This window comes from Streptomyces sp. H27-H1 (assembly GCF_026627445.1).
GTDB lineage: Bacteria > Actinomycetota > Actinomycetes > Streptomycetales > Streptomycetaceae > Streptomyces.
In genome coordinates this window covers 1-22,472 of record NZ_JAPNLJ010000079.1, presented here as the reverse complement: position 1 = coordinate 22,472, position 22,472 = coordinate 1, and the positions used below count along the sequence as shown (strand labels likewise).

At 72.9% G+C, this 22,472-nt stretch carries 17 protein-coding genes; all 17 read right to left on the bottom strand.

What is annotated here, in order from left to right; all coding sequences use genetic code 11:
- Window positions 1-920, bottom strand: a 920-nt coding sequence (locus OTB20_RS39705; RefSeq protein WP_267824787.1) for a hypothetical protein, incomplete at its 3' end; no start/stop codon positions are given.
- Window positions 921-1,049: 129 nt separating this feature from the next.
- Window positions 1,050-3,053 (bottom strand): acyl-CoA dehydrogenase family protein, encoded by a 2,004-nt coding sequence (locus tag OTB20_RS39700; protein WP_267824786.1) that lies wholly within the window; start codon window positions 3,051-3,053, stop codon window positions 1,050-1,052.
- Between the two features lie 156 nt (window positions 3,054-3,209).
- Window positions 3,210-4,583 (bottom strand): ABC1 kinase family protein, encoded by a 1,374-nt coding sequence (locus OTB20_RS39695; protein WP_267824785.1) that lies wholly within the window; start codon window positions 4,581-4,583, stop codon window positions 3,210-3,212.
- A complete protein-coding gene (locus OTB20_RS39690) occupies window positions 4,583-6,826 on the bottom strand; it encodes an anthranilate synthase component I (protein ID WP_267824784.1) in 2,244 nt (747 codons plus the stop codon). The genes OTB20_RS39695 and OTB20_RS39690 overlap by 1 nt, the downstream gene beginning before the upstream one ends.
- 36 nt (window positions 6,827-6,862) lie before the next feature.
- Window positions 6,863-8,314: a lyase family protein gene (locus OTB20_RS39685; RefSeq protein WP_267824783.1), complete on the bottom strand. Its 1,452-nt coding sequence runs from the start codon at window positions 8,312-8,314 to the stop codon at window positions 6,863-6,865.
- Window positions 8,311-10,308, bottom strand: a complete 1,998-nt coding sequence (locus tag OTB20_RS39680; protein ID WP_267824782.1) for an FAD/NAD(P)-binding protein — start codon at window positions 10,306-10,308, stop codon at window positions 8,311-8,313. The genes OTB20_RS39685 and OTB20_RS39680 overlap by 4 nt, the downstream gene beginning before the upstream one ends.
- A 118-nt stretch (window positions 10,309-10,426) precedes the next feature.
- Entirely contained in the window at window positions 10,427-11,569 is a 1,143-nt protein-coding gene (locus OTB20_RS39675) for an acyl-CoA dehydrogenase family protein (RefSeq protein WP_267824781.1), read from the bottom strand.
- Window positions 11,562-12,062 (bottom strand): PaaI family thioesterase, encoded by a 501-nt coding sequence (locus OTB20_RS39670; RefSeq protein ID WP_267824780.1) that lies wholly within the window; start codon window positions 12,060-12,062, stop codon window positions 11,562-11,564. Before OTB20_RS39670 ends, OTB20_RS39675 begins: the two co-directional genes overlap by 8 nt.
- A 195-nt stretch (window positions 12,063-12,257) precedes the next feature.
- Window positions 12,258-13,385, bottom strand: coding sequence for a ferritin-like domain-containing protein (locus tag OTB20_RS39665; protein ID WP_267824779.1), 1,128 nt, complete (start codon window positions 13,383-13,385; stop codon window positions 12,258-12,260).
- Window positions 13,382-14,896: a class I adenylate-forming enzyme family protein gene (locus tag OTB20_RS39660; protein ID WP_267824778.1), complete on the bottom strand. Its 1,515-nt coding sequence runs from the start codon at window positions 14,894-14,896 to the stop codon at window positions 13,382-13,384. The genes OTB20_RS39665 and OTB20_RS39660 overlap by 4 nt, the downstream gene beginning before the upstream one ends.
- A gap of 1 nt (window position 14,897) precedes the next feature.
- Window positions 14,898-15,125: a phosphopantetheine-binding protein gene (locus OTB20_RS39655; protein ID WP_267824777.1), complete on the bottom strand. Its 228-nt coding sequence runs from the start codon at window positions 15,123-15,125 to the stop codon at window positions 14,898-14,900.
- Window positions 15,122-16,144 carry a hypothetical protein gene (locus OTB20_RS39650; protein ID WP_267824776.1) on the bottom strand — a complete coding sequence of 341 codons (1,023 nt, stop codon included), beginning with the start codon at window positions 16,142-16,144 and terminating at the stop codon, window positions 15,122-15,124. The genes OTB20_RS39655 and OTB20_RS39650 overlap by 4 nt, the downstream gene beginning before the upstream one ends.
- A complete protein-coding gene (locus tag OTB20_RS39645) occupies window positions 16,141-16,398 on the bottom strand; it encodes an acyl carrier protein (RefSeq protein WP_267824775.1) in 258 nt (85 codons plus the stop codon). The genes OTB20_RS39650 and OTB20_RS39645 overlap by 4 nt, the downstream gene beginning before the upstream one ends.
- Complete coding sequence (locus tag OTB20_RS39640) at window positions 16,395-18,068, bottom strand: AMP-binding protein (protein ID WP_267824774.1); 1,674 nt, start codon at window positions 18,066-18,068, stop codon at window positions 16,395-16,397. The genes OTB20_RS39645 and OTB20_RS39640 overlap by 4 nt, the downstream gene beginning before the upstream one ends.
- A 5-nt stretch (window positions 18,069-18,073) precedes the next feature.
- Entirely contained in the window at window positions 18,074-19,678 is a 1,605-nt protein-coding gene (locus tag OTB20_RS39635; protein ID WP_267824773.1) for a class I adenylate-forming enzyme family protein, read from the bottom strand.
- Window positions 19,679-19,991: 313 nt separating this feature from the next.
- Entirely contained in the window at window positions 19,992-20,879 is an 888-nt protein-coding gene (locus OTB20_RS39630; protein ID WP_267824772.1) for an alpha/beta fold hydrolase, read from the bottom strand.
- Window positions 20,880-21,020: 141 nt separating this feature from the next.
- Window positions 21,021-22,271 (bottom strand): 3-deoxy-7-phosphoheptulonate synthase, encoded by a 1,251-nt coding sequence (locus tag OTB20_RS39625; protein WP_267824771.1) that lies wholly within the window; start codon window positions 22,269-22,271, stop codon window positions 21,021-21,023.
- Window positions 22,272-22,472 lie beyond the last annotated feature (201 nt).

Below are 22,472 nucleotides of genomic sequence, written 5' to 3'. Positions count from 1 at the left end.
GCGGTGCCCGCGCCTGTGGTCGGCGCGGGCACCGCCGCCGGCACCGAGGCGGTTACCGGCGGCGGTACGGTGCCCGCCGCGACGGCCCGGGCCAGTTCGGGCAGGGTGCCGGGGAAGCCCGGTGCGTGCCGCAGCAGCTCGGCCCACAGCCGTGGGTCGTAACCCAGCAGGGGGCGCAGCACCCGGCCGACGGCCGACCGGAACTCGGCGCGCTCGGGCAGGGACCAGCGCAGCCCGCCCGGGGCCTGCGGGCCGGTGAGGAGCAGGGTGCGGTGGGCCGGGGCGGTGTGGGCGACGAGTTCGTCCATCGTGGCCAGGCCGGTCCGTACGGAGCGCACCGCCGGCCGGCTCCAGTGGCGCCCGTAGGAGGTCTCGGCCCGGGTGTCGAGCAGGGCCAGGCGGACGGCGAGCGGCAGCCGCCCGGTCAGCAGCAGCGCCTCTGCCGCGCCGGGCGCCAGCGGGGCCCGCGCGTGTTCTCGCAGCAGTGCCTCGTCCTCGAGCTCGTACGGGAGGCTCAGCACGTCGAGCGGGACCCGGGGGCGGCGGCTGCCGTGCCTGCGCAGCAGCCCGATGAGCTCCTCGCCGGTCAGCGGCGGCCCGAGGGGGCGGCCGAGCTCCGCGGCGAGGGTGGCGAGCAGTTCCGGAGAGGGGCCGGGCCGGCCGGCGTAGCGGGCCGCGCCGGGCAGGCCGGGCAGCGGGCGGCCCAGTACCCGGGGGTTGCGGGCGATGGTCCGGCGGTCCTCTTCGCCGCCCTCGCGCAGGAGCAGGGTGACGGCGGAGGCCGAAATGTCCTCGTCCCGGCAGAGGAACCGCCGGGTGGCGGGGTCGAGCCGTACGAGGAGGTCCCGGGCGACGGCGTCCGGTGCGTGGCGCAGCAGCAGCGCCACGCACCGGGCGAGCCCCCGGCTCTCCCTGTCCACGTGCATATGGATCCGATTCCCCGTCTCGGCGCGCGTACGCCTGTCCGGCGTCGGCCGGCCCGCGCCGCTCCGGCTTCCCAGTGCTCGCGCGCCGTGCCGCCTACCACCGCGTACGGCGATGATCCCAGGTCAGCGCAGGGGACGGTGCACGTTCTCCTGCGTCGACGGGCCGGGGGTGGCGTCGGCGATCCACGGTCCGTCGCCGGAGGGGTCGAGGATGCCCTCCTCCAGCCAGGTGTAGGTGCCGGACAGGACCCCGGCGACGACCTTGCGGTCGAGGTCGTCGGTGTTGTCCCAGAGCCGCCCGAAGAGCTCTTCCACCCGCAGCCGGGACTGCCGGCAGAAGGCGTCGGCCAGTTGGTAGGCCTCGCGGCCGTGTTCGCCGGAGGCCCGCAGGTGCTCGGCGCGCACGCAGGCCGCGCTCATCGCGAAGAGCTCGGCGCCGATGTCGACGATCCGGCCGAGGAACCCCTGCTTGGTCTCCATCCGGCCCTGCCAGCGGGACATGGCGTAGAAGGTCGACCGGGCGAGTTTGCGCGACCCTCGTTCCACGTAGCGCAGGTGGGTGGCCAGGTCGGGGTGGCCGCTCGGACGGAACGCCCGGTAGGTGCCGGGTACCTGGCCGGCGCCGGCGGCGAGCTGGGGCAGCCAGCGGGCGTAGAACCCGGCGGCGCGGGCGCCCGCCTTCGCCTTGTCGCCCATCGCCTTCTCCGGGTCGATGAGGTCGCCGGCCACCGACAGGTGGGCGTCCACGGCCTCGCGGGCGATCAGCAGGTGCATGATCTCGGTGGAGCCCTCGAAGATCCGGTTGATGCGCAGGTCGCGGAGCATCTGCTCGGCCGGCACGGCCCGCTCGCCGCGGGCGGCGAGGGACTCGGCGGTCTCGAAGCCGCGCCCGCCGCGGATCTGGACCAGCTCGTCGGCCATCAGACAGGCCATCTCGGAGCCGTAGAGCTTGGCGAGGGCGGCCTCGATGCGGATGTCGTTGCGGTCGTCGTCGGCCATCTGGGAGGCCAGGTCGACCACGGCTTCCAGGGCGAAGGTGGTGGCCGCGATGAAGGAGATCTTGGAACCGACGGCCTCGTGCAGGGCGACCGGGCGTCCCCACTGCTCGCGTACCCCGGACCATTCGCGGGCGATCTTCAGGCACCATTTCCCGGCGCCGACGCACATGGCGGGCAGCGAGAGCCGGCCGGTGTTCAGCGTGGTCAGCGCGATCTTCAGCCCAGCGCCCTCGGCGCCGATGCGCTGGGCGGCCGGGACCCGTACGCGGTGGAAACGGGTGACGCCGTTCTCCAGGCCGCGCAGGCCCATGAAGGCGTTGCGGTGCTCGACGGTGATGCCCGGCGAGTCGGCCTCGACGACGAAGGCGGTGATCCCGCCGCGGTGGTTCTCGCTCCTGGGGACCCGGGCCATGACGACGAGCAGCTCGGCGACGACCCCGTTGGTGGTCCAGAGCTTCACGCCGTCCAGGACGTACGCGTCCTCCCCGTCCGGGACCGCCGTGGTGGCCAGGCGCGCGGGGTCGGAGCCGACGTCCGGCTCGGTGAGGAGGAAGGCGCTGATGGCGGTGGTCGCGCAGCGCGGCAGGTAGGCGTCCTTCTGCTCCTGCGTGCCGAACATCTTCAGCGGCTGGGGTACGCCGATCGACTGGTGGGCGGAGAGCAGGGCGCCGATGGCCGGGCTGACGGAGCCGACGAGCGCGAGCGCCTTGTTGTAGTACACCTGGGTGAGGCCGAGGCCCCCGTACTTCGGGTCGATCTTCATGCCGAGGGCGCCGAGCTCTTTCAGCCCGCGCACGGTCTCGTCGGGGATCCGCGCCTCGCGCTCGATGCGCGCGGCGAGACCTTCGGCGAGCGAGGTCTCGCAGAACTCCCGCAGCCGGGCCAGGAAGGCCTCCCCGCGCTGGACGTCCTCGTCGGCGGGGACCGGGTGGGGGTGGATCAGGTCGAGCCGAAACCGTCCGAGGAACAGCTCCTTGGCGAAGCTCGGCCGCTGCCAGTTCTGTTCCCGGGCCGCTTCCGCGACCTGCCGTGCCTCGCGCTCGGTCACCTTGGGCTGTGCGGGCTGTGCGGGCTGTGCGGGCTGTACGGGCCGTTCGGGCTGGGCGTCGCCGGGCTGTGTTGCGGACATGAGGGGACTCACCTCGCCGCCGAGAGTCGGGTGCTTACCGGTGGGTGCTGCCAGTGAGTCGTACCCGTTTCGGACGGCGGGGAAGCGGCGGGAAATGGGGGACGCGGGAGCGCCGGCGCCCCGCCCTGTGGCGCCCCCGGTGCCCCGCCGGGCGGCTCAGTCCTCCGGGTCCGCGAAACCGGGCAGCCAGCGGACGGCCTCGGCGCGGAACGGCAGCTCGCACTCCAGCTGGCACAGGACGGCGGTGGCCGCGCCCACGACTCGGTTGACCAGCACGTAGGAGGGCGGCAGGTTGAAGCGGCGCAGCAGACTGCCCGGACCCCGGTCGACGGCCTGTACCACTTCCTCCCGCAGCCACTCGCGGGCGAAGCGGTAGGACTCGTCCTGCGACGGGGTCGCGATGGGAACCAGGAACGAGGCGAGCGCGGTGTCGTCCTGCTCGGCTCCGGGCCGCAGGAATCCCTCCTCGACGAGGAGCCGGTGGGCGCCGGCCCAGTCACCCGTCTGGGCGAGCCGGCTCAGGGTGCCCAGCGAGAGCGGGAACCCGTCCGGGAGGTGTTTGACCGCCCCGAAGTCGATGACCCCGAGCCGTCCGTCCGCCAGCATCCGGAAGTTCCCGGGGTGGGGGTCGGCGTGCAGGTATCCGGCCCGTTCGGGGCCGGAGAACAGGAACCGGGCGTACTTGAGCCCGGCGTCGTCGCGCTCCTCCTGCGTTCCCTCCCGGATGACGGCCGACAGCGGAGTTCCCTCCATCCATTCGGTGACGAGCACCCGCTCGCTGAAGTCGACCACTGCGGGGACGAGGACCTCCTTGTCCCCGCGGTAGGCCTCGCGGAACGCCTGCTGGGCCGCCGCCTCCAGGCGGTAGTCCAGTTCCTCGGCGACCCGCTCGCGCAGTTCGTCGAGCATCGGCTCGACGTCGAGGCCGGGCGTGACGATGGAGAACAGCTTCATCAGACGGCCGAGCTGGTTGTAGTCGCCGAGCAGCGCCTCCCCCGCGCCCGGGTACTGGACCTTGACCGCAACCGGGCGGCCGTCGTGCCACACCGCCCGGTGCACCTGCCCGATGGAGGCGGCGGCGGCCGGTTCGTCGTCGAACGAGGTGAACCGCTCGCGCCAGCCGGGGCCCAGTTCGGCGGCGAGCACGGCGTGGACACGTGCGGCGGGCAGCGCGGGCGCGGCGTCCTGGAGCATCGTGAGGGCGGCCCGGTAGGGGCCGATGACCTCCGGCGGCAGGGCCGCCTCGAAGACGGACAGCATCTGCCCGAACTTCATGGCGCCGCCCTTGAGTTCACCCAGTACGCGGAACAGGTGCTCGCCGGTGCGGCGCTGGAGCTCTCCGGTGATGCGCTCGACAGGCTGTCCCAGCAGCCGCTTGCCGATGCGCAGGGCGTTGCGGCCGGCGAAGCCGATGGGTAGCGAGGCCAGCCGGGCGTTGCGGGTGAAGGCGGAGCGGGGGATGTCGCGGGAGGGCCGCCGTGCGGGGGTGCGCCGGCCGTCTTCCGCGGCCTCGTCCTTCCGGTACGTCATCACAGGCTCCCGGCGCCGACTCGGGGTGCCCTGGCGCCGGTGAGGCCGGCGACCGCGTTGGCGATCAGGGCGTGACCGGCCCCGTTCCCCGTCGTCATGATCGATTCGGGGTGGAACTGGACCGCCGCGATGGGCAGTTCACGATGCTCGATGGCCATCACGATGCCGTCCGGGGTGCACGCCGTCACGTCGAACGCTTCGGGCAGTGTGCCCGGTTCGGCGTACAGCGAGTGGTAGCGCCCCGCGTGGATGCGCGCGGGCGAGTTCTTGAACACCGTGCCGCCGCCGTCGAGCACGTCGACCGGTGAGGGTTTTCCGTGGACCGGGAACGGCAGGACGCCCAGGGTGCCGCCGAAGTACTCCACCAGGCCCTGGAGGCCGAGGCACACCCCGAACACGGGCAGTCCCCGTACCAGCGCGGCGTCGAGCAGCGCCGACATCCCGAAGTCCGCGGGTCGACCGGGTCCCGGCGAGAGCACCAGCAGGTCGGGGGCGAGGCTGTCGAGCAGTTCCGGCGGGAAGCCCGCGCGGTAGGTGACGACCTCGGCCCCGGTCTGGCGGAAGTAGTCGGCCAGGGTGTGGACGAAGGAGTCCTGGTGGTCGACGAGCAGGACCCGGCGGGGCCGGCCGGAGTCCGCGGCGGAGCCCGCTGCCGGGCCGTGCGGGGGGTGCGGCGCGGCGCCGGCCGGGATCGCGGGCGTCGGGTTCTCCACGGCGTCGATCAGCGCGAAGGCCTTGAGGACCGTCTCGCTCTCCTCCGCCTCCGGGTCGGAGTCGAAGAGCAGGGTGGCGCCCGCCCGTACGGTGGCCACGCCGTCGCGGATCTGGATGGTGCGCAGCGTGAGGGCCGTGTCCAGGCCCCCGTCGAAGCCGATGCGGCCGACGGCGCCGCCGTACCAGCGGCGCGGGCTGCGCTCGTTCTCCTCGATGAAGGCGATGGCGGCGCGTTTGGGTGCACCGGTGACGGTGACGGCCCACATGTGGGTGAGGAAGGCGTCCAGGGCGTCGCGGTCTGCGCGCAGCCGGCCGCGTACGTGGTCGACCGTGTGGATGAGCGTGGAGTACAGCTCGATCTGACGGCGGGCGAGCACCTGCACGCTGCCCGGTTCGCAGACCCGGGCCTTGTCGTTGCGGTCCACGTCGGTGCACATGGTCAGCTCCGACTCCTCCTTGCGGGAGTCGAGCAGGGTGCGGATCTGCTCGGCGTCCTCCAAGGGGCCGCTGCCGCGTGCGATGGTGCCGCTGATCGGGCAGGATTCGACGGCCCGGGACCGCGGATCGACCCGGACGAACATCTCGGGCGAGGCCCCGACCAGGTGCTCCCCCGCGGCCAGGTTCATCAGCAGTCCGTAGGGCGCGGGGTTGCGCGAGCGCAGCCGGCGGAAGACCTCGGAGGGCGCCGCGGCGCTGGGGCGGTGGAAGCTCTGGCCGGGGACGGCCTCGAACATCTCCCCGTCGCGGAAGTGCTGCTGGGCGCGGCGCACCAGCTGGGCGTACTCGCCCGGCGCGTGGTCGCGGTAGGCGGCGGGTTCGGCCGGGGGGCCGTACGGGGCCGCGGGCGTGGCCCGGCCGAGACCGGCGGTGGAGCGGCCCGCGTAGGCGAACTCGTAGGAGTGCCGCGTCGCGGTGCCGCGCTGCCGGTCGATCTCCAGGACCGTGTCCGGCAGGTGCAGGACCATGGTGCGGTCCCGCGGATCGCGGTCCTGGTGCAGGGGCACCGGGTCGAAGCCCAGGACGAGGTCGTAGCCGAAGGCCCCGTAGAGGCCCCAGACGTGGTCCTCGGGACTGGCGAGGCCGGTGACGAGCGCGCGCAGGACGTTCACGACGGAGGGGCGGCGGGTCCGGTCCTCCTCGGCGACCAGGGTGCGGACCTCGCCGATGTCAGCGCTCACCACGTCCTCTCCGGAGTCCCGGTCCGCTCCGTGCGGGATCAGGGCGTGGGCCAGGGCCGGGAGCAGGACGCGGCCGCGCTCGTTGAGGGCGCGCACCTGCACCCGGTCGCCGGTGGCGGTCACCTCGACCGGCGGATCGACGTGTCCCAGGTCGAAGGGCCGGTACCGGCCCGGCTGTTCGGAGCGTCCCGACATCAGCAGACCGCGTCGCGAGTCGAGGGCCTCCTCCAGGCCGGCCAGCTCGGCTTCGGCACCGGCCGGGTCCATGGCGTACGAGCTCCGGGTCACCTCCACCCCGATCGGGGTGATCCACCGACGGGTCGTGGGTGCCCGCCGCGTCATCTCGTTCATCGTGTGCTCGTCCTTCTGCATCGTTGGAGGGCGCTGTCAGCCACAGCGGCGGGTGACGCGGAAGCGCGCCAGGACCCGGTCGACGAGGACCGCGGCGGCCCCGGTGTACCGGGCGGGATCGCACAGCTCGCGCAGCGCGTGCGCGCTGTGGCGCCCGGCGAGTTCCGGTGCTTCTGCGAGCACGTCGGCCAGGTGCCGTCCGGTCCCCGCGGCGCGCGCCGACGCCGCGGCCACCACCTGCTTGGCGGCGGCCCGGCCCAGTTCCGGCGACAGCACGGCGGCGAGCCGCTCGGAGACCACCAAGCCGCCGGTCAGCTCGAGGTTGACGCGCATCCGTTCGGGGTGAACGGTGAGCCCCTCGGCCAGTTCCACCGCGGTGGCGGCGCCGCCGCCGGTGAGCCGCAGGACCGCGCGGAGGGTCTCCCACTCGGCGTGCCAGGCTCCCGCGGGCCGTTCGTCGTCGGTGACGGCGACCTGGGCGAGGGTGCCCACCAGCCCGGGCACCTGGTAGGCGACGGACCGGATGAGCGCCGCCAGCGCCGGGTTGCGCTTGTGCGGCATGGCGGAGGAGGCGCCCCGGCCCTCGGCGGCCGGCTCGGTGACCTCGGCGGTCTCGGTGCGCGACAGCAGCTGGACGTCCGCGGCGAGCGTGCCGAGCCCGGCGGCCGTCAGGGACAGCGCGGCGGCCAGGTCGGCGAGCGGGGTGCGCACCGTGTGCCAGGGCACGAGCGGGTCCGCGAGGCCCAGTTCGGCGGCGACGGCCGTCGGCAGCATCTGCGCGTACGCGGCCGGACCCTGCGCCGCGCCTTCCGCTGCGCCGTCCGGGGCGTACAGCCGGGCGTACTCGAGGTATCCGGCCATCGTGCCCGCCGCCCCGCCGAGTTGGACGGGCAGGCCGTCCTCCCGGACCCGGCGCAGCCGTTCCTCCGCGTCCAGTACGGCCTGGAGCCAGCCGGCCGCCTTGAGCCCGAAGGTGGTGGGCACCGCGTGCTGGCCCAGGGTGCGTGCGGCCATGACGGTGTCCCGGTGCCGCTGGGCGAGTGCGGCCAGGGCGGCGGCCGTGCGGTCCAGGTCTGCCAGGATCAGGTCGGTGGTGCGGGCCGCGACCAGCATCAGCGCGGTGTCGAGTACGTCCTGGCTGGTGGATCCCTGGTGCACGTAGTGCGCGGCCTCCGGATCCTTGCGGGCCACCTCCTGCGCGAGCATCCGCACCAGCGCGACCACCGGGTTGGCGGCCTCGCGGGCGCGCACGGCGACCTCGCGCAGGTCGAAGAGCTCCGCCCGGGCGGCGGCCGTGACGGCCTCGGCCGCCGCCCGGGGCACCGCCCCGAGCCGGACCTGGGCCCGAGCCAGCGCGGCCTCCGCGTCGAGCATCGCCTGGAGGAAGGCGGCGTCCGTGGTCGCCGCCTCCGCCGCGCTGCCCGCCCGTACGGGCGACAGCAGACCGGTGTCCAGCGCCGGGTCCCAGCCCGGCCGGGCCGTGCTCACGCGCCTTCCCAGCCCGGGGTGCGGGCACCCGGCGCCGTCGCCGCGGCGTGCGCCGGGACGGGGGCGGCGAGTTCGAGCAGGGCCAGCGCGATGGCGTCGGAGTCGCCGAGGGTCACCGAGTTCACGCCGGGGCGGATGCCCGCGGCCGTCACCCAGTGCACGGACTCGGTCGGCACCCCGTAGGCGAAGCGCCGCGGATGGATCCGCCCGTCGGTGTCGATCAGCCGGTACGGGCGCTCGGTGACGGCCACGCCGCCCGTCTGGTGCGCGCCGTGGTGCGGGTCGCGGATCTCGTACGGGCGGCAGGCTCCGGTGGCGGCCAGGTACCGCAGCAGCGGATCGGCGGTGCGCCGCAGATCGGGCTCGGGCAGCCTGGCTTCGACCAGGGTGGTGACCTCGGTGCGCGATCCGGGGACCTCGGCCGATTCGACGGCGAACACCCCGGCGTCGCCGTCGGGTTCCACCCGCATGCCGGGTCCCAGGACCCGCAGTACACCTGCTTCGATGAGGGCGATCATCTCCTCGATGCGGCGGGGCGGCGGCCCGATGGACAGGAAGGCGTTGAGCGGGGTGTACCAGCCGTCGAGGTCCTCGCGGTGGGACCGGCCGGCGAGCCCGCCGTGGTCCACGGCCAGCCGGATCTCGTTGCGCAGGTCGCGCAGTACGTCCAGGGCCGCCTTCAACGGGCCCTCGACGTTGCCCGCCTCGGATTCGGCGAGGTCCCGGCGCAGGGTCTCCAGCAGCCACGTCCGGTAGTCGTCCGTGTCGCGGAAGGACCGGTCGCCGTACGGGCGGGCGATGTGCTTCCAGTCCCACCGGTCCTCGGGGGCGATGGCGAACTCGTCCAGTACGTCGGCCTCTTCGGCGGACCCCCACGGCCACGCCAGGGTGCGCCGCTGGAACCGGAGCACCGTCTCCGGGTCCGTGCGCCGAGCCAGCAGCGCCGCGTAGAAGACGGTCTCGACCTCCTTGGCGATCAGCGGCCACAGGTCACGGGAGAAGTCGAGGCCGCCACGGTCCGCGACGTCCCGCAGCTCCGCCAGCTTGGCGGGGGTCAGCAGCCAGGAGTGGTGCCGGCCGTGCGCCCCCTTCTGGTTGCGGCCCCGCGAGTGGTACGGGACTCCGCGCCGCGAAGCCGCGTACAGACGGGGTTCACGGCCGGACGGGAAGTACACCAGGGCGCCGTCGCGGCGGTCGAAACTGCCACCCCGGCCGAGGGTGAACAGGGCCATGTGATCGAAGAAGTTGAGGCCGAGACCGCGCAGGGCGACCGGCTCACCGGGCGCGACGGCCGACAGCTCGGTGTCCGCGGGGTTGGCCGGCCGCACGTGGCGCAGGCCGCGCGCGCGGGCGAACTCCGCCAGCCGTAGTTCACCGGCGTCCGGGGTCACCGGGAGGTGCCCCTGCGCCATGACGACGGCGTCCAGTCCGCTGATGCGGGTGCCGTTGGCGAGGGTGACGCGCTGCCGCCCGTCCTCCTCGTCGTGCAGCCGGACCGCGCGTAGGGGATGCACGGTGACGGTGAGCAGCGGCGGGGCGGTGCGCACCACCCGGCGGAACACCCACTCCAGGTAGTGGCCGTAGAAGGCGCGCGTCGGGTAGGAGTCGGGCGTCAGGTCCCTGGCCTCGGCCAGCACCTGGTCGTCGTAGGCCACGTCCGCTTCGTGGACCGTGGCCGCTTCGTGGGCCGCGCCGGCGTCGGTGAGGCCGCGCGCCCACTCGTAGAGGCTGGGGCCCGGAGCGGGTGCGCCCGCCATCTCCACGCTCGGATCGGTGAACAGGGTCACCTGGGAGGCGACCGTGTTCATCAGCAGGTGGTGCGACTGCCGGGTGCGCCAGACGCTGCCCGCGCCGGGGCGGGCCGGGTCCACGACGTGGACCGCGACGGTGGTGCCCGCGGCCCGCTCCCGCGCGTCGGCGCAGAGCCTCTCCAGTACCGAGAGACCTCGGGGGCCGGCGCCTATGATGCAGACCTCCAGCTGTCTGTCGCTCACGTAATTTCTCCGTTCCGGCGGGCAGGTTGGGGATGTGTGCGGCAGCGTGGTTCCGGCCGGGCCGCGTCCACGCGGCAGGCGTTGCCCGGCGGGCCCGGCAAGATCCGAAAGAGACGGCCTAGACGCCGAGGTCGCGGCCGATGATCTCTTTCATGATTTCGTTGGTGCCGCCGTAGATCGGGTGCACGCGGTTGTCGACGAAGGCCCTGGCCACGGGGGTCTCCCGCATGAAGCCGTAGCCGCCGTGCAGTTGCAGACAGCGGTCCAGGACGCGGCGCTGGACGTCGGTGGCCCACCACTTGGCCTTCGCGGCGTCCACCGCGCCGAGCCGGCCCGCGTTGTGTTCCGCGACGGCCCGGTCGACGTAGGTGCGGGCGACATCCAACTCGGTGGCCATTTCCGCGAGTTCGAAGCGGACGTGCTGGAAGCCGCCGATCGCCTGGCCGAACTGGCTGCGCGACTTGCAGTACTCCAGGGTCTGCGCGAAGGCGGTCTCGGCCGCGGCCACGGCGTACGCGGCGATGCCCAGCCGCTCCTGGGGCAGGTTGTTGGCCAGGTAGAGGAAGCCGCGCCCGGCCCTGCCCAGCAAGTTCGCCACCGGTACCCGCACCTCGTCGAAGAACAGCTCGGCCGTGTCCTGCGCGGCCATGCCGATCTTCTCCAGTTTGCGGCCGCGCTCGAACCCGGCCATGCCGCGCTCGACCACCAGCAGGCTCAGACCCCGCGAGCCGCGGCCGGGCCCGGTCCTGGCCACCACGATCACCAGGTCGGCGTGGATGCCGTTGGTGATGAAGGTCTTCGCACCGCTGAGCACGTAGTGGTCGCCGTCCCGGCGGGCGGTGGTGCGGACGGCCTGGAGGTCGCTGCCCGCCTCCGGTTCGGTCATCGCGATGGCCGTGATCAGCTCGCCCGAGCAGAACCCGGGAAGCCAGCGCCGCTTCTGCTCCTCGGCGGCGAGGTCCAGCAGGTAGGGGGCAACCACGTCGTTGTGGAGGGCGAAGCCGACGCCGGTGGCGCCGACCCGCATGATCTCCTCGCTGATGATCACCTGGTAGCGGAAGTCGCGCACTCCCCCGCCCCCGTACTCCGCGGGGACGTCGATGCCGAGCAGCCCGAGCTTCCCCGCGGAGCGCCACACCTCGCGGTCGACCCGTCCGGCCCGCTCCCAGTCGGCGTGGAAGGGGACGATCTCCCGTTCCACGAACTCGCGCACCATGTTCTTGAAGTCGAGGTGCTCCGGGTTCAGTTCACTGTCACGCACGGTTGCTCCCGCTCCGGTGGATGATCTGCTCGACGGTCCCGGTGCAGGCGAGCCGGCCGCCTTGCACGAAGCGCACCTCGGCGACCGCACGACGGGTCGAGCAACTGGTCAGCACGGTCTCGACGGTGACCGGGCCCGGCACCAGCGGCGCGTGGTAGTCGACGGACAGCCCGGCGGTCAGGAAGCCCGACCCGTCGGGGATAGCCGACAGCATCACCAGGCCCGCGAAGTGGTCGACGAGGCAGGCGATCCAGCCGCCGAAGACGACCCCGGGGGTCAGCGTCAGGTTCTCCTCGAACTCCGTCTCGCAGGTGATCAGGCCGGGCAGCCAGGAGGTAGCCGGAGGGAGGGCGAGGGTGTGCGCGGCCGGCGGGTCGGACACGCTTCCGTCGGCCAGGCCGGTCAGGGTCCTCCGTCCGCTGGTGTCGGCATCGGGCGCCGCGAGTCCGTGCATACGGCCGGACCGGGCAGGGGGCAGGGTGGCTTCGAGCATGGCGGCTTCTCCGCTGGGCCGGGGACGGGAACGGGGCGGCAGTGCGGTCGGCCCGTCGCCGCCACGGGTGGCGGTGCGGGACGGGATCGGGCGGTACGGGGCAAGGTCGGGCGGTACGGGACGGGGCCGGGCGGGTCCGCCGCAGCGCCGGGCGCGGGACGGGGGCGGGCGCTCCCGGCGCCGCGGCGGACCGGTTCAGGAGGCGGCGGGAACGCCGTCCGGGGTGGCCGAGCCGAGTTCGACGACGGCTGCGATGTCACGGCGGCGGAAGTCCATCTCGCGCCGGGTCAGCTCGTCCACGGCCGCCTTGTCGTCCAGTTCGCGCAGCGCGGCTTCGTCCACGGAGTGGAAGCCGAGCACGCCCATCTTCTGGAGCGCCTCCTGCACCCTCGGGCCGAACATGCCGATCTCCTTGAGGCCGGGCACGATCCGCATGAACACCAGGCGGCGGAACTCCCGCTTGGCGGGCGAGCGGCGGGACGCCTTGATGGCCTCCTCGCCGTAGCCGAGGGTGTTCCAGATGTCGTCGTCGACGTACCGGTCGCGCAGCGCCCAGCAGCCCTCCACGACGAAGTCCTCGCGCTCCTTCAGCTCGGTGTCACTGAGCTGCGGGTAGTACTCGCGGAGCAGCAGCCGGCCGAAGGCCACGTGGCGGGCCTCGTCGCGGGCCACGTAGGCGCTGAAGGCGCGGGCAAGCGGGTCCTTCAGCCGCTCGCGGTGCACGCCGAACGTGGCCAGGCCCATGTTCTCCACGAGGATGTGCGCCGCCAGCACGCCGAAGTCCCAGCGCGGTTCGCGCATCGCGTGCTCGAACATCGAGGCGATGGACGGGGAGAGCCCGTAGCGCAAGCCGATCTTGGTGTGCAGGAAACGGTTGAACCCCTCGACGTGGCGCGCCTCGTCCATCAGCTGGGTGGCCGCGTACAGCTTGGAGTCCAGGTCGTTCACGGTGAGCAGGATCTTGCCCACGGCGATCAGGGCGGCCTGCTCCGAGTGCAGGAACTGCGAGTACAGCCAGCCGCTGGTGTGCTTGCGGACGATGCTGCGCTCGCTCTCGGGCAGCCGGTCCCACAGCTTCGACCCCGAAATGGAGATGAAGTCGTCCGGCAGGCCGAGCGGATCCTCCGGGTCCACCTCGTGGTCCCAGTCGAGCCGTTCGTCCATGTCCCACTGGCGCTGCTTGCCCTGCTTGTACAGGCGCACCATCTTGTCGTTGCGCTGGTCGTAGTCCCACTGGATCACGGCGTTGCCGTGGACCGGGACAGCCCATTCGCCGGCCAGCGCCGTCAGTATCTCCGGCCGCGTGTAGTCGGCTGTGGTCATGGGGTGTCCCCGCTTTCGATGATGAGCCGGTGGGCCAGCTCGCGGAGCCCGGGCCGCAGTGCCTTGCCGGCCGGGTTGCGCGGAATGGTCTCCACCGGCAGGAAGTGGCTGGGCCGTTTGTAGGCGGCCAGGCCGTCGACGCACAGCCCGAGCAGTTCGGAGGCGTCGAAGGCGTCCGGGGTGACGGGGGCGACGAAGGCCACGGGGATCTGACCCCAGATGGGCGAGACCACCGGCACGACGACGACGTCGGCGACCGAGGGCGACTGCCGCAGGACGTACTCGATCTCGGCGGGGTAGACGTTCTGTCCGCCGCGCAGGATCAGGTCGTTGCGGCGGTCGACGACCCAGACCAGGCCGTTGCCGTCCACGCAGCCGAGGTCGTGGGTGTTGAGCCAGCCGTCGCGCAGCACCTCGGCGGTGGCCTCGGGGCGCTTCCAGTAGCCCTGCATCAGGCCGTCGCCGGTCACCTGGAGCTCGCCGATGGTGCCGGCCGGGACCTCCCGGCCCTCGCTGTCGGTGATCCGCAGCTCGGTGCCGAGCATCGGCTGCCCGACGCACACCGCGCCCGGAACCGGCGGCTCGCCGACCTGGGCGTGCGGGGCGAGGGAGACGACGGGTCCGCCACCCTCGGTGATGCCGAATATCGTCTGCAGTTCCACTCCGAGCCGCTCGCGCGCCTCGGCCGCCAGCTCCGCGGGCATCGGTGCGGCGCCGTGCAGCAGCAGCCGCAGCGCGCCGAGGTCCGCGGTGGCCAGTGCCCTGGTGTCGAGGACGAGGCGCACCATGGACGGCACCAGGAAGGCGTGCTCGACCTCCCAGCGGTCCAGGGCGGCCAGGCAGCCCTGCGGGGTGAATCGGTCCAGGACGCAGACCGTGCCGCCCGCCGCGAGGTGGTCGAGTGCGATGACCACGCTGCCGTGGAAGAGCGGGCCCGCGTTGAGGAAGACGGTGCCGGGCCGCGGTGCGACGTCGGCCAGCCAGGACAGCGCGTTCAGCTGGAGCGAGCGCTGGTCGACGACGACGCCCTTGGCGGTACCGGTCGTCGCGGAGGTGTGCAGGATCATCACCGGGTCGGCGAGGGATCCGCCCTCCCGGCCGCCGGAGTCCGCTGCGGCGTCCGGGAGTTCGCCGATGCCGGCGATGTCCGTCAGCGGCAGTCCGGGGAAGAGGCCGCCGAGCCGGGTCAGGCTCTCGGCCTCGGCCACTGCGGCGGCCGGCTCCACGGACTCGGCGATCGCGCCGATCTCCCGGTCGGTGAGGGCCGGGTTGACCGGTACGGCCACCACCCCGGCGGCCGCGCAGGCCAGGTAGGTCTCGATGACCTCGACCCGGTTGCCGCTGAGCACCAGGACGCGGCTGCCGCGCGGGACGTCCCGGCGCAGCAGGGCGGCCAGCGCCTCCACGTCCCGGTGCAGCTGCCGCCAGCTGACGTCCCGGCGGCCGTCGCGCAGCGCGAGGGCCCCGGGGTCGCGGTCCAGACCGCGGCGCACCACGTGCTTGAGCCACATGTCAGGCCGCCTCGTTCCCTACCAGGTCGGCGACGGCGCGGATGGACGTCAGCTCCAGGAGCTCCTCGTCCTCCAGCGCCCGGCCGAGGTGTTCCTCTATGCGCAGCGCGAGGCGGATCAGTTCGCCGGAGTTGACGCCGGCGCCGGTGAGGCTGGCCTCGTCGGTAACCCGGTCGAGGAGGGCGGGGTGGTCCAGGCTGTTGCATACGAGGGTCCGTGCCAGGCTCATGAGCTCCTCCGCGGGCGGGCGCCGACGCCGACCATCGCCCAGTACGGGGCGGGTTCGCCGTCGAAGTAGACGAGGGGTTCCGCACTGTCCGTGCGGCACGGCAGCAGGCGGTTGAAGCGGCTGCCGAAGCAGGCCGCGGCGAACTCCGGGGACTCGGCGACGCCGCGCTCGTCCCCGACGGTCGCCACGAAGGCGAACACCGGGTCCAGGGACTTGTGCACTCCGTCCTCTACGACGTCACACCACGCGTGGTCGCTGCCGAAGAGGCCCAGCAGGTAGCCGCGGCGGGCCGTCGCCTCCAGGCCGGCCGCCCGCAGCCGGTCCGCGAGCAGCCGCGAGGCCACCACGCAGTCGGCGATGCCGAGGTCCCAGGCCCGGTGGTGGTCGGCGCGCAGCGGCTCAGGCACCGTCTGGTAGGTGACCCGGCGCGAGGCCAGGCCTTCGACGACCTCGTTCCACGCCTCGTGGATGCGCGGGTCGCGCACGGTCTGGTCGGCGCCGGTCAGGCGGACGGTCGCCTCGTAGCCGCCCACGCGCATCGGGTCGCCGAAGGGGTGCTCCGACAGCAGCTCCACTCCGGGGGCCGACAGGTCGGGGACCCGCACGGTGACCTCGGGCAGTCGTGCGCCCGGCTCGGCGGCGGTCCCGGCACGCTCGCCCCCCGCGGTCCGCGAAGGGTGGACCCCGATCTCCCATTCGCGGGGCGCGTACCAGCTGTCGCGGGCGGAGGCGGCGAACCGCATCAGGAAGCGCAGTCCGAGCTCCGGGACGGTCTGCCCGGTGCCGCAGAACATCCCCACGTTCATCAGGTCGTCGTAGTCGAACAGGGGGCCGCGCTCGGAGTCGGTCACGTGGGGCAGTCCCTCGGCCGCGAGCCGGGCCACCTGCTCCGGGGCGGCCCGCAGGGCCTGCGCCCCAGTGCGGGCGTCCGTGTCGTAGCGCCCGATGTCCCGGGGTACGGCCGTGAACCGGCCGAGGGCGCCGAGCAGCGCCTCGGGCGCCGCGGTCTCCACCGTCATATGGAGCTGCCCTCCGGGATCAGCGAGGAGACGAAGTCGGCGAGCTCGCGCACGGTCGCCGTCTCGAAGAGGAAGTCGTCGGGGATGACGACGTCGCACTCGTCCTCGATGTCGGTGATCGCGCGCAGGGCCTTGACCGACTCGATGCCGGGGACGGCGGAGAGGGGCTTGTCGGTGTCGATGCCCGTCGCGGGGACGTTGGCCTGGGCGGCCAGGGCTCGTACGACGATGTCCAGGGTCTGGTCGGCGCTCACTGGTGGCGTCCTTCCGATGCGGTGGTGAGGAGCTTGGTCTGCTGGCGGTAGAGGTCGGCCGCGCCGGAGCGCTTGACCTTGCCGGAGCTGGTGAAGGGCAGGCTCTGCGGGGAGACGGCCACGGTCTCCACGGCGCCCAGGCCCAGGTGTTCGATGAGCCGGGCGCGGATGGCCTCGCCGACGGCGGCCGCGGCATCCATGTCGAGCTTGGTCTCCCAGATCACGATCATTCGCTCCTCGCCGTCGTCGTCCCAGGCGAAGGCGGCACAGTGCCGGCGGTCGACTCCGGGGGTGGCCTTGACGATCTCCTCGACGTCCTCGGCGTAGTAGTTCTGGCCCCGGACTACGGCCATCGCCCTCATCCGGCCGATGACGTAGAGCTCGCGGTCGTGCAGGAAGCCGATGTCGCCGGTGCGGAACATCCCGTCGGGCGTGAACGGCTGCTGTTCGGCGGGCAGTCCGAGGTATCCGGTGGTGACGGGCGCGCCGCCGATCTGCACCTCGCCCACGGTGCCGTCGTCCAGCGCGGTGCCCTCGGCATCGCCGATGCGGACCTCGATGCCGGCGACGGCGGGGCCGCAGGAGACGACGGAGCGCACGGTCGGCCCGGTCTCGGCGCTCTCGCTGATCCGGTCGCCGACGGACAGGCTGGAGCGGTCCACGAGCAGGCTGCGGTAGCCGGTCAGCGGGATGCCGCTGCTGACGATGAGCGTGGCTTCGGCGAGCCCGTAGTTGGGCTGCACGACCTGCGGCCGCAGCCCGTAGGGGGCGAAGGTCTGCTGGAAGGCCTCGAGGCTGCTCAGGCGTACCGGCTCGGAGCCGTTGCCGCCGTAGCGCCAGGCGGAGAGGTCCAGGTCGTCGGGGATGCCCTTGGCGGCGGCCGAGACGAGGTAGTCGTAGAAGAAGTTCGGCGCCGGCAGGATCGTGGACCGGGACGCGGCGAACTCGGCGAGCCACTGCATGGGGCGGCGCACGAAGTCGCCCGGCTGCCACAGCGAGGTCTTCGTGCCGTAGCGCAGCGAGGCGAGCATGGTGAACAGGCCCATGTCGTGGAAGAGCGGCAGCCACTGGCCCAGCGCGTCCTCGGGGCCCCAGCGGGTGCCGTCCCCGATGGAGTCGAGTCCGGCGTTGACGTTGTCGTGGGTGATCACAACGCCCTTGGGCGCCGAGGTGCTGCCGGAGGTGTACTGGATGACGGCCGGGGCGTCGCCGCCGCCGCGCACCGGGGGGAGCTGCGTGCCCGTCGGCGGCGGTTCGGCGATGTCGATGACCGGCAGGTGCGGTACGGCGGCCGCCACGCGGGACACGATCCGGCCGCCGAGGCTGCCGTCGACGAGCAGGGCGTCGAGGGAGGCGTCGGCCGCGATCCGCTGGATGTGCGCGGCGTACGCGTCCGCTCCGCCGAAGGCCACCGGCAGCGCGAGCGGCACCGCCGCCCCGTCGAGCCGGAGCATGGCCAGCAGACCGCGCACCCAGGGCTCGCCGTTGGCCATCAGCAGGCCGGCGCGGCGCGGGAGGCGGCCGTCGCATGCTTCCAGGATGGTGCCGGCGGTGCGCTCCGCACGGGAGAACAGGGCGGGCCCGGAGACAGGCTCCTCCTGGCGGGAGGGGGTGTGGAGCATCGTGGCGTCGTGGACGGAATCGGCGAGCAGGTTCCACAGCTGGACCATGTCGGTCAGGCCTCCTTCTCGGGCGTGGTGGTGCGCTGGATACGGCCGGCGAGCTTGCGGCGCAGCACCGACCTGCGGACCTTGTACGAGCCGGTGACGGGCATGGCCTCCCACTCCCAGAAGCGCACCTCGAGGTCGGGGAGTCCGGCCTGGGCGGCGACGGCGCGGAAGCGTTCGGGGTCGGGCAGGGTGCCGGGGCGGGGGCAGGCGACGGCGAAGACGGTGCTGTCGTCCGTGTCCTCGGCCTTCACCAGGACGAGCTCGACCAGCTCGGGCATGGCCTCCAGGAGGTGGTCCTCCTTCTCCAGAAGGCTGCCGACGCCGTCGACGTGCTCGACGATGCGGTCGAGCAGTTCGAGGGAGCCGTCGTCGAGCTGGCGCCCGATGTCGCCCATCGGCCACCAGGAGTCCTGCGGCGGCATCGGGTCGCCGCCGACGTAGCCGCGCATGCGGCCGGGCGAGCGGGTCTCGATGACGCCGGGGGTGTTCGCCGGCTGCGGGTGGCCGTTCTCGTCGACGATGCGGATCTCCATGCCGCCGCCGGGGTGGCCGACGTTGCGCGGCGAGTAGTCCGCGGACTCCTCGCGGGTCACGATGCGCAGGCAGATGGGACCCGACTCGGTCTGGCCGTAGGCCTGGAAGTAGTGGGCGTTCGGGTGCTCCGACGCGCCCAGCAGAGCCCGTACGGTGCGCGGGTGCATGGCGTCGAAGGTGCTGATGAACCGCTCGACGTGCTGGAAGGGCCGGTCCGGGTCGTCGGCCAGCGATTCCCACTGGATGTAGACGTTGGGGTGCGTCTCCAGGGAGGTCGGGCGGTGCTGGAGCATCAGGCGCTTGACGTTCGCCGGGTCGGGGTCGGCGATGGCCAGGGCGGGCATCGCGGTCTCCAGTGAGGCCAGCGTGCCGGCGCAGGTGCGGGCATGGACGAACGACAGGTGCTTGGCGTTCAGGTCGTCGGTCGAGTACTGGTCCCGGAAGATCATGATCATCGGGGCGACCATGCCGAACAGCGAACGGGTCGAGTGCGCGGCCATCTTCGGGGCGCCGGTGGTGCCCGAGGAATGGGTGATGACGAACCACTCGTCCTCGTCGCGGGGGTTGGCCACGTGCGGCAGCCGGTCCTGCACCGGAACGACCCAGTTCTCCTCGGTCGGCTCCAGACACAGCACGTTGCGCACCAGCAGCCGCAGTGCGTGCCGGGACTCCGACAGCCGGGAGAGCCCGAATGAGTCGACGAGGAGGTACGGGTTCTCCAGGCGGGCGAAGCACTCCAGCAGCTCACCGACCTCCATGCCGGAGGACAGCAGGGCGGGCAGCGCGCCGATCTTGCCCAGGGCGCACATCACACCCTCGACCTCGATGTGGTTGCGCTGGACCACGGCGACCACGTCGCCCTTGCGGACTCCGGCAGCCCACAGGCGGTCGGCGTAGTCGTCGACGGCCCGCGCGAACTCGGCGAAGTTGCGGACCGGACCGTCGTAGGTGCGCCACGGCGTGTCGGAGAGGAAGGGCGTGTCGGGGTTCTTCTCGGCGGCGACGGTGGGGAGCACTCCGAGGGACGCGGTGGGCTGGGGTATCACATCGAGGTTGAGTGCGGATATGTCAGGCATTCGTCATCCCTCTGCTCGGCCTGGCTGTTGCTTTCGGGCAGCGCAAAATCCGCCCTGCCACGGGCGCATCGCGCTGGGGTTCGTTGGGTTTCGTGAAGCGACTGGAAGCAGCCGACACCAGATAAGAGAGGGGATCCGGCCGTCACACTCCACCGGAGTTCGAGTATTTTTCCGGAGCGTTCGAATCCGGCCGCCCGAGCCCTTCCCGACCGGTCCTGACAGGTTCCTACGGGTCCGCGCGACGTGCCCGGGAACGCGTACGGCCCGGTCGCGGCCCCGGGGAAGGGGCGGCCGACCGGGCCGGCCGCGGAGCTCAGCTGCCTTCGGAGAACAACTCCCGGGCCGCCTTGGCCACCAGGTCGGGGCGCTCCTCGTGGAGGTAGTGCCCGCAGTCGGCGACCACGTCGACCCGCAGGTCGTCGGCGTGCCGCCCGCCGCCCGAGAGCACGCTCGGCGGCAGCATGAAGTCACGGGTTCCCGCCATGATCACCGTCGGCGTGGTCAGCCGGTACTTCTTGAAGCTGCCGAGGAGCAGTTTCGCGATGTCCCGCAGCGCGAAGGCCCGGTGCAGCGCCTCACCGGCCCGCGCCCGGTCCGGCTCCCGGCTGGAGCGGACGAACTCGTCCATCACCGCGGGCTCCCAGACCGCCGCGTCCGCGACCCCCTTGCGCATCAGGTAGCGGGTGAAGCCCGGCCGGTTGCGCAGCATCCAGCGGCCCAGCAGCGGTTGTTCCAGCACCGCCGTGTACCAGAACCGCCAGGACTGCGGCATCAGTCGGTGGTGCAGGGGCCAGGGGTGCAGCATGTTCAGCGCGAGGAAGTGGCTGAACCGCTCCGGGGCCCGCAGACAGAGGTGGAAGCCGGTCCACGCACCCCAGTCGTGTCCGATGAGCGCGGCCCGCTCCAGTCCGAGGGCGTCCATCAGGGCGAGCACGTCGGCCACCCGGCTGTCGGTGTCGTAGCCGTGCGCCGGCGCGTCGGACCAGCCGAATCCCCGCAGGTCCACGCAGATGAGCCGGTGGTCGCCGGAGAGCAGCGGGATCAGCCGCCGCCATCCGTACCAGTGCTGCGGGAACCCGTGGAGCAGGACCACGGGCTTGCCCTCGCCCGCCTCCGCGATGTGCAGCCGCACACCCCGGACCTCTGCGTAGTGGTGCCGGACGCCTTCGAGTTCGGGCATCGGCGGTGTGCGGTCCTGCATGGCAGCTCCCAGGATCGGGCGGTCTGGTGGTCGGGTCGCTCGTCAGGAGTCGGCGACCGCGCCAGACGTTCCGCGCGGAAATGTGGGAGAACTCATCGGAACCTTTCGCGGCGCCCGCTCCCCACGGTCAGCGCCCCGCGGTCAGCGCGTCGCGCAGAGCTCCGCGACCAGCTGGGCCGTGAGGGCGGTCTGCGCACCGTTCAGGCGCGGATCGCACGCCGTTTCGTAGCGCAGCGGAAGGTCGTCCTCCGTGACACCGGGTGCGCCGCCGACGCATTCGGTGACATCGGCCGGCGTGGCCTCCAGGTGGATCCCGCCGGGCCACCCTCGGGCCGCGCGCACCGCGGCGAAGAACCCGCGGATCTCCTCGCCCACCACCTCCACGTGCCGGGTCTTGTGGCCCGTACCGCTGGTGTACGTGTTGCCGTGCACCGGGTCGCACACCCAGACCACGGGGTGCCCGAGCCGGGCGACCGCCTCCACCAAGGGAGGTAGTACGGAGCGCACCGCGTCCGCGCCCATCCGGGAGATGAGGACCAGCCGTCCCGGCTGGTGGTCCGGGTCGAGCCGCGCGCACAGTTCGGCCAGCTGCCCCGGGGTGGTCCCCGGGCCGACCTTCAGCCCGACCGGGTTGGCCACGCCGGCCAGGAACCGTACGTGCGCGCCGTCCGGCTCGCAGGTGCGCGCTCCGATCCACGGCAGGTGGGTGGACGTGAGGCACCAGCTGCCGGTCACCGGGTCGCGGCGCACCAGCGGCTCCTCGTAGTCGAGCAGCAGCGCCTCGTGGCTGGTCCACATGGCGGGGGCACCGCCGGCCGCCGAGTCCTGCATGGCCATGCCCGACTCGGCGAGCTCGCGCAGCAGGGCCAGCACGTCACGGGCGTGGGCGTGTCCGCGCAGCAACCGCATCGCGTCGGGTACGCGGGCGGCCGGATCGGGCGCCGGATCGTTGACCAGGTGCCCGCGGAAGGAGGGCAGTACGAGGTCACCGACGCGTTCGGTGGGCGAGGAGCGCGGCTTGGCGTACTGTCCGGCGATCCGGCCGATCGGGATCACCGGCCGGTGCAGGGCGCGGCCGACCGTCCGGGCGGTGCTGTGCAGCAGGTCCACCCGGGCGGCAGTGCCGGCGAAGGTGGGCGTCTCGAAAGTTTCCGCGCAGTCGCCCAACTGGACCACGAAGGCCTCGGCGTGGGCGGCCCGGGCGAGCGCCTGGCGCAGGTCCAGGACCTCGCTGGGCTGGACCAGCGGTGCGGTGCCGGCGAGGCGGGCCCGGACCCGGCGCAGCAGGGCGTGGTCGGGCCAGTCGGGCTGCTGGGCGGCCGGTTGCAGCCGCCAGTCGGACGGCGTCCAGTCCGCCGGCCGCGGCGGGGCGAGCAGGGTGGGTGCGTGCATGACGGGGTACCTCCGTGAGGCGGGAGCGGGCGGGGTGCGGGGCGGAGCGCGGCTGGTCGTGTCGTTCGGACACTCCCTAGGTCCTGTCTGGAGATCGGATTATGAATGTGGTGCGATGCTGCGGAGCCAGAGCATCGCACCGCACAGATGCAGGCCGGCCTCGTAGCTTTCTGGCGTCTTGTCAAAGCGGAACGCGATGCC

Excerpts from the sequence above, each read along its gene's own strand:
- OTB20_RS39700 (WP_267824786.1), bottom strand. The coding sequence starts at position 3,053 with ATGTCCGCAACACAGCCCGGCGACGCCCAGCCCGAACGGCCCGTACAG.
- OTB20_RS39695 (WP_267824785.1), bottom strand. The coding sequence starts at position 4,583 with ATGACGTACCGGAAGGACGAGGCCGCGGAAGACGGCCGGCGCACCCCC.
- OTB20_RS39690 (WP_267824784.1), bottom strand. The coding sequence starts at position 6,826 with ATGAACGAGATGACGCGGCGGGCACCCACGACCCGTCGGTGGATCACC.
- OTB20_RS39670 (WP_267824780.1), bottom strand. The coding sequence starts at position 12,062 with ATGCTCGAAGCCACCCTGCCCCCTGCCCGGTCCGGCCGTATGCACGGA.
- OTB20_RS39665 (WP_267824779.1), bottom strand. The coding sequence starts at position 13,385 with ATGACCACAGCCGACTACACGCGGCCGGAGATACTGACGGCGCTGGCC.
- OTB20_RS39660 (WP_267824778.1), bottom strand. The coding sequence starts at position 14,896 with ATGTGGCTCAAGCACGTGGTGCGCCGCGGTCTGGACCGCGACCCCGGG.
- OTB20_RS39655 (WP_267824777.1), bottom strand. The coding sequence starts at position 15,125 with ATGAGCCTGGCACGGACCCTCGTATGCAACAGCCTGGACCACCCCGCC.
- OTB20_RS39650 (WP_267824776.1), bottom strand. The coding sequence starts at position 16,144 with ATGACGGTGGAGACCGCGGCGCCCGAGGCGCTGCTCGGCGCCCTCGGC.
- OTB20_RS39640 (WP_267824774.1), bottom strand. The coding sequence starts at position 18,068 with ATGGTCCAGCTGTGGAACCTGCTCGCCGATTCCGTCCACGACGCCACG.
- OTB20_RS39635 (WP_267824773.1), bottom strand. The coding sequence starts at position 19,678 with ATGCCTGACATATCCGCACTCAACCTCGATGTGATACCCCAGCCCACC.
- OTB20_RS39630 (WP_267824772.1), bottom strand. The coding sequence starts at position 20,879 with ATGCAGGACCGCACACCGCCGATGCCCGAACTCGAAGGCGTCCGGCAC.
- OTB20_RS39625 (WP_267824771.1), bottom strand. The coding sequence starts at position 22,271 with ATGCACGCACCCACCCTGCTCGCCCCGCCGCGGCCGGCGGACTGGACG.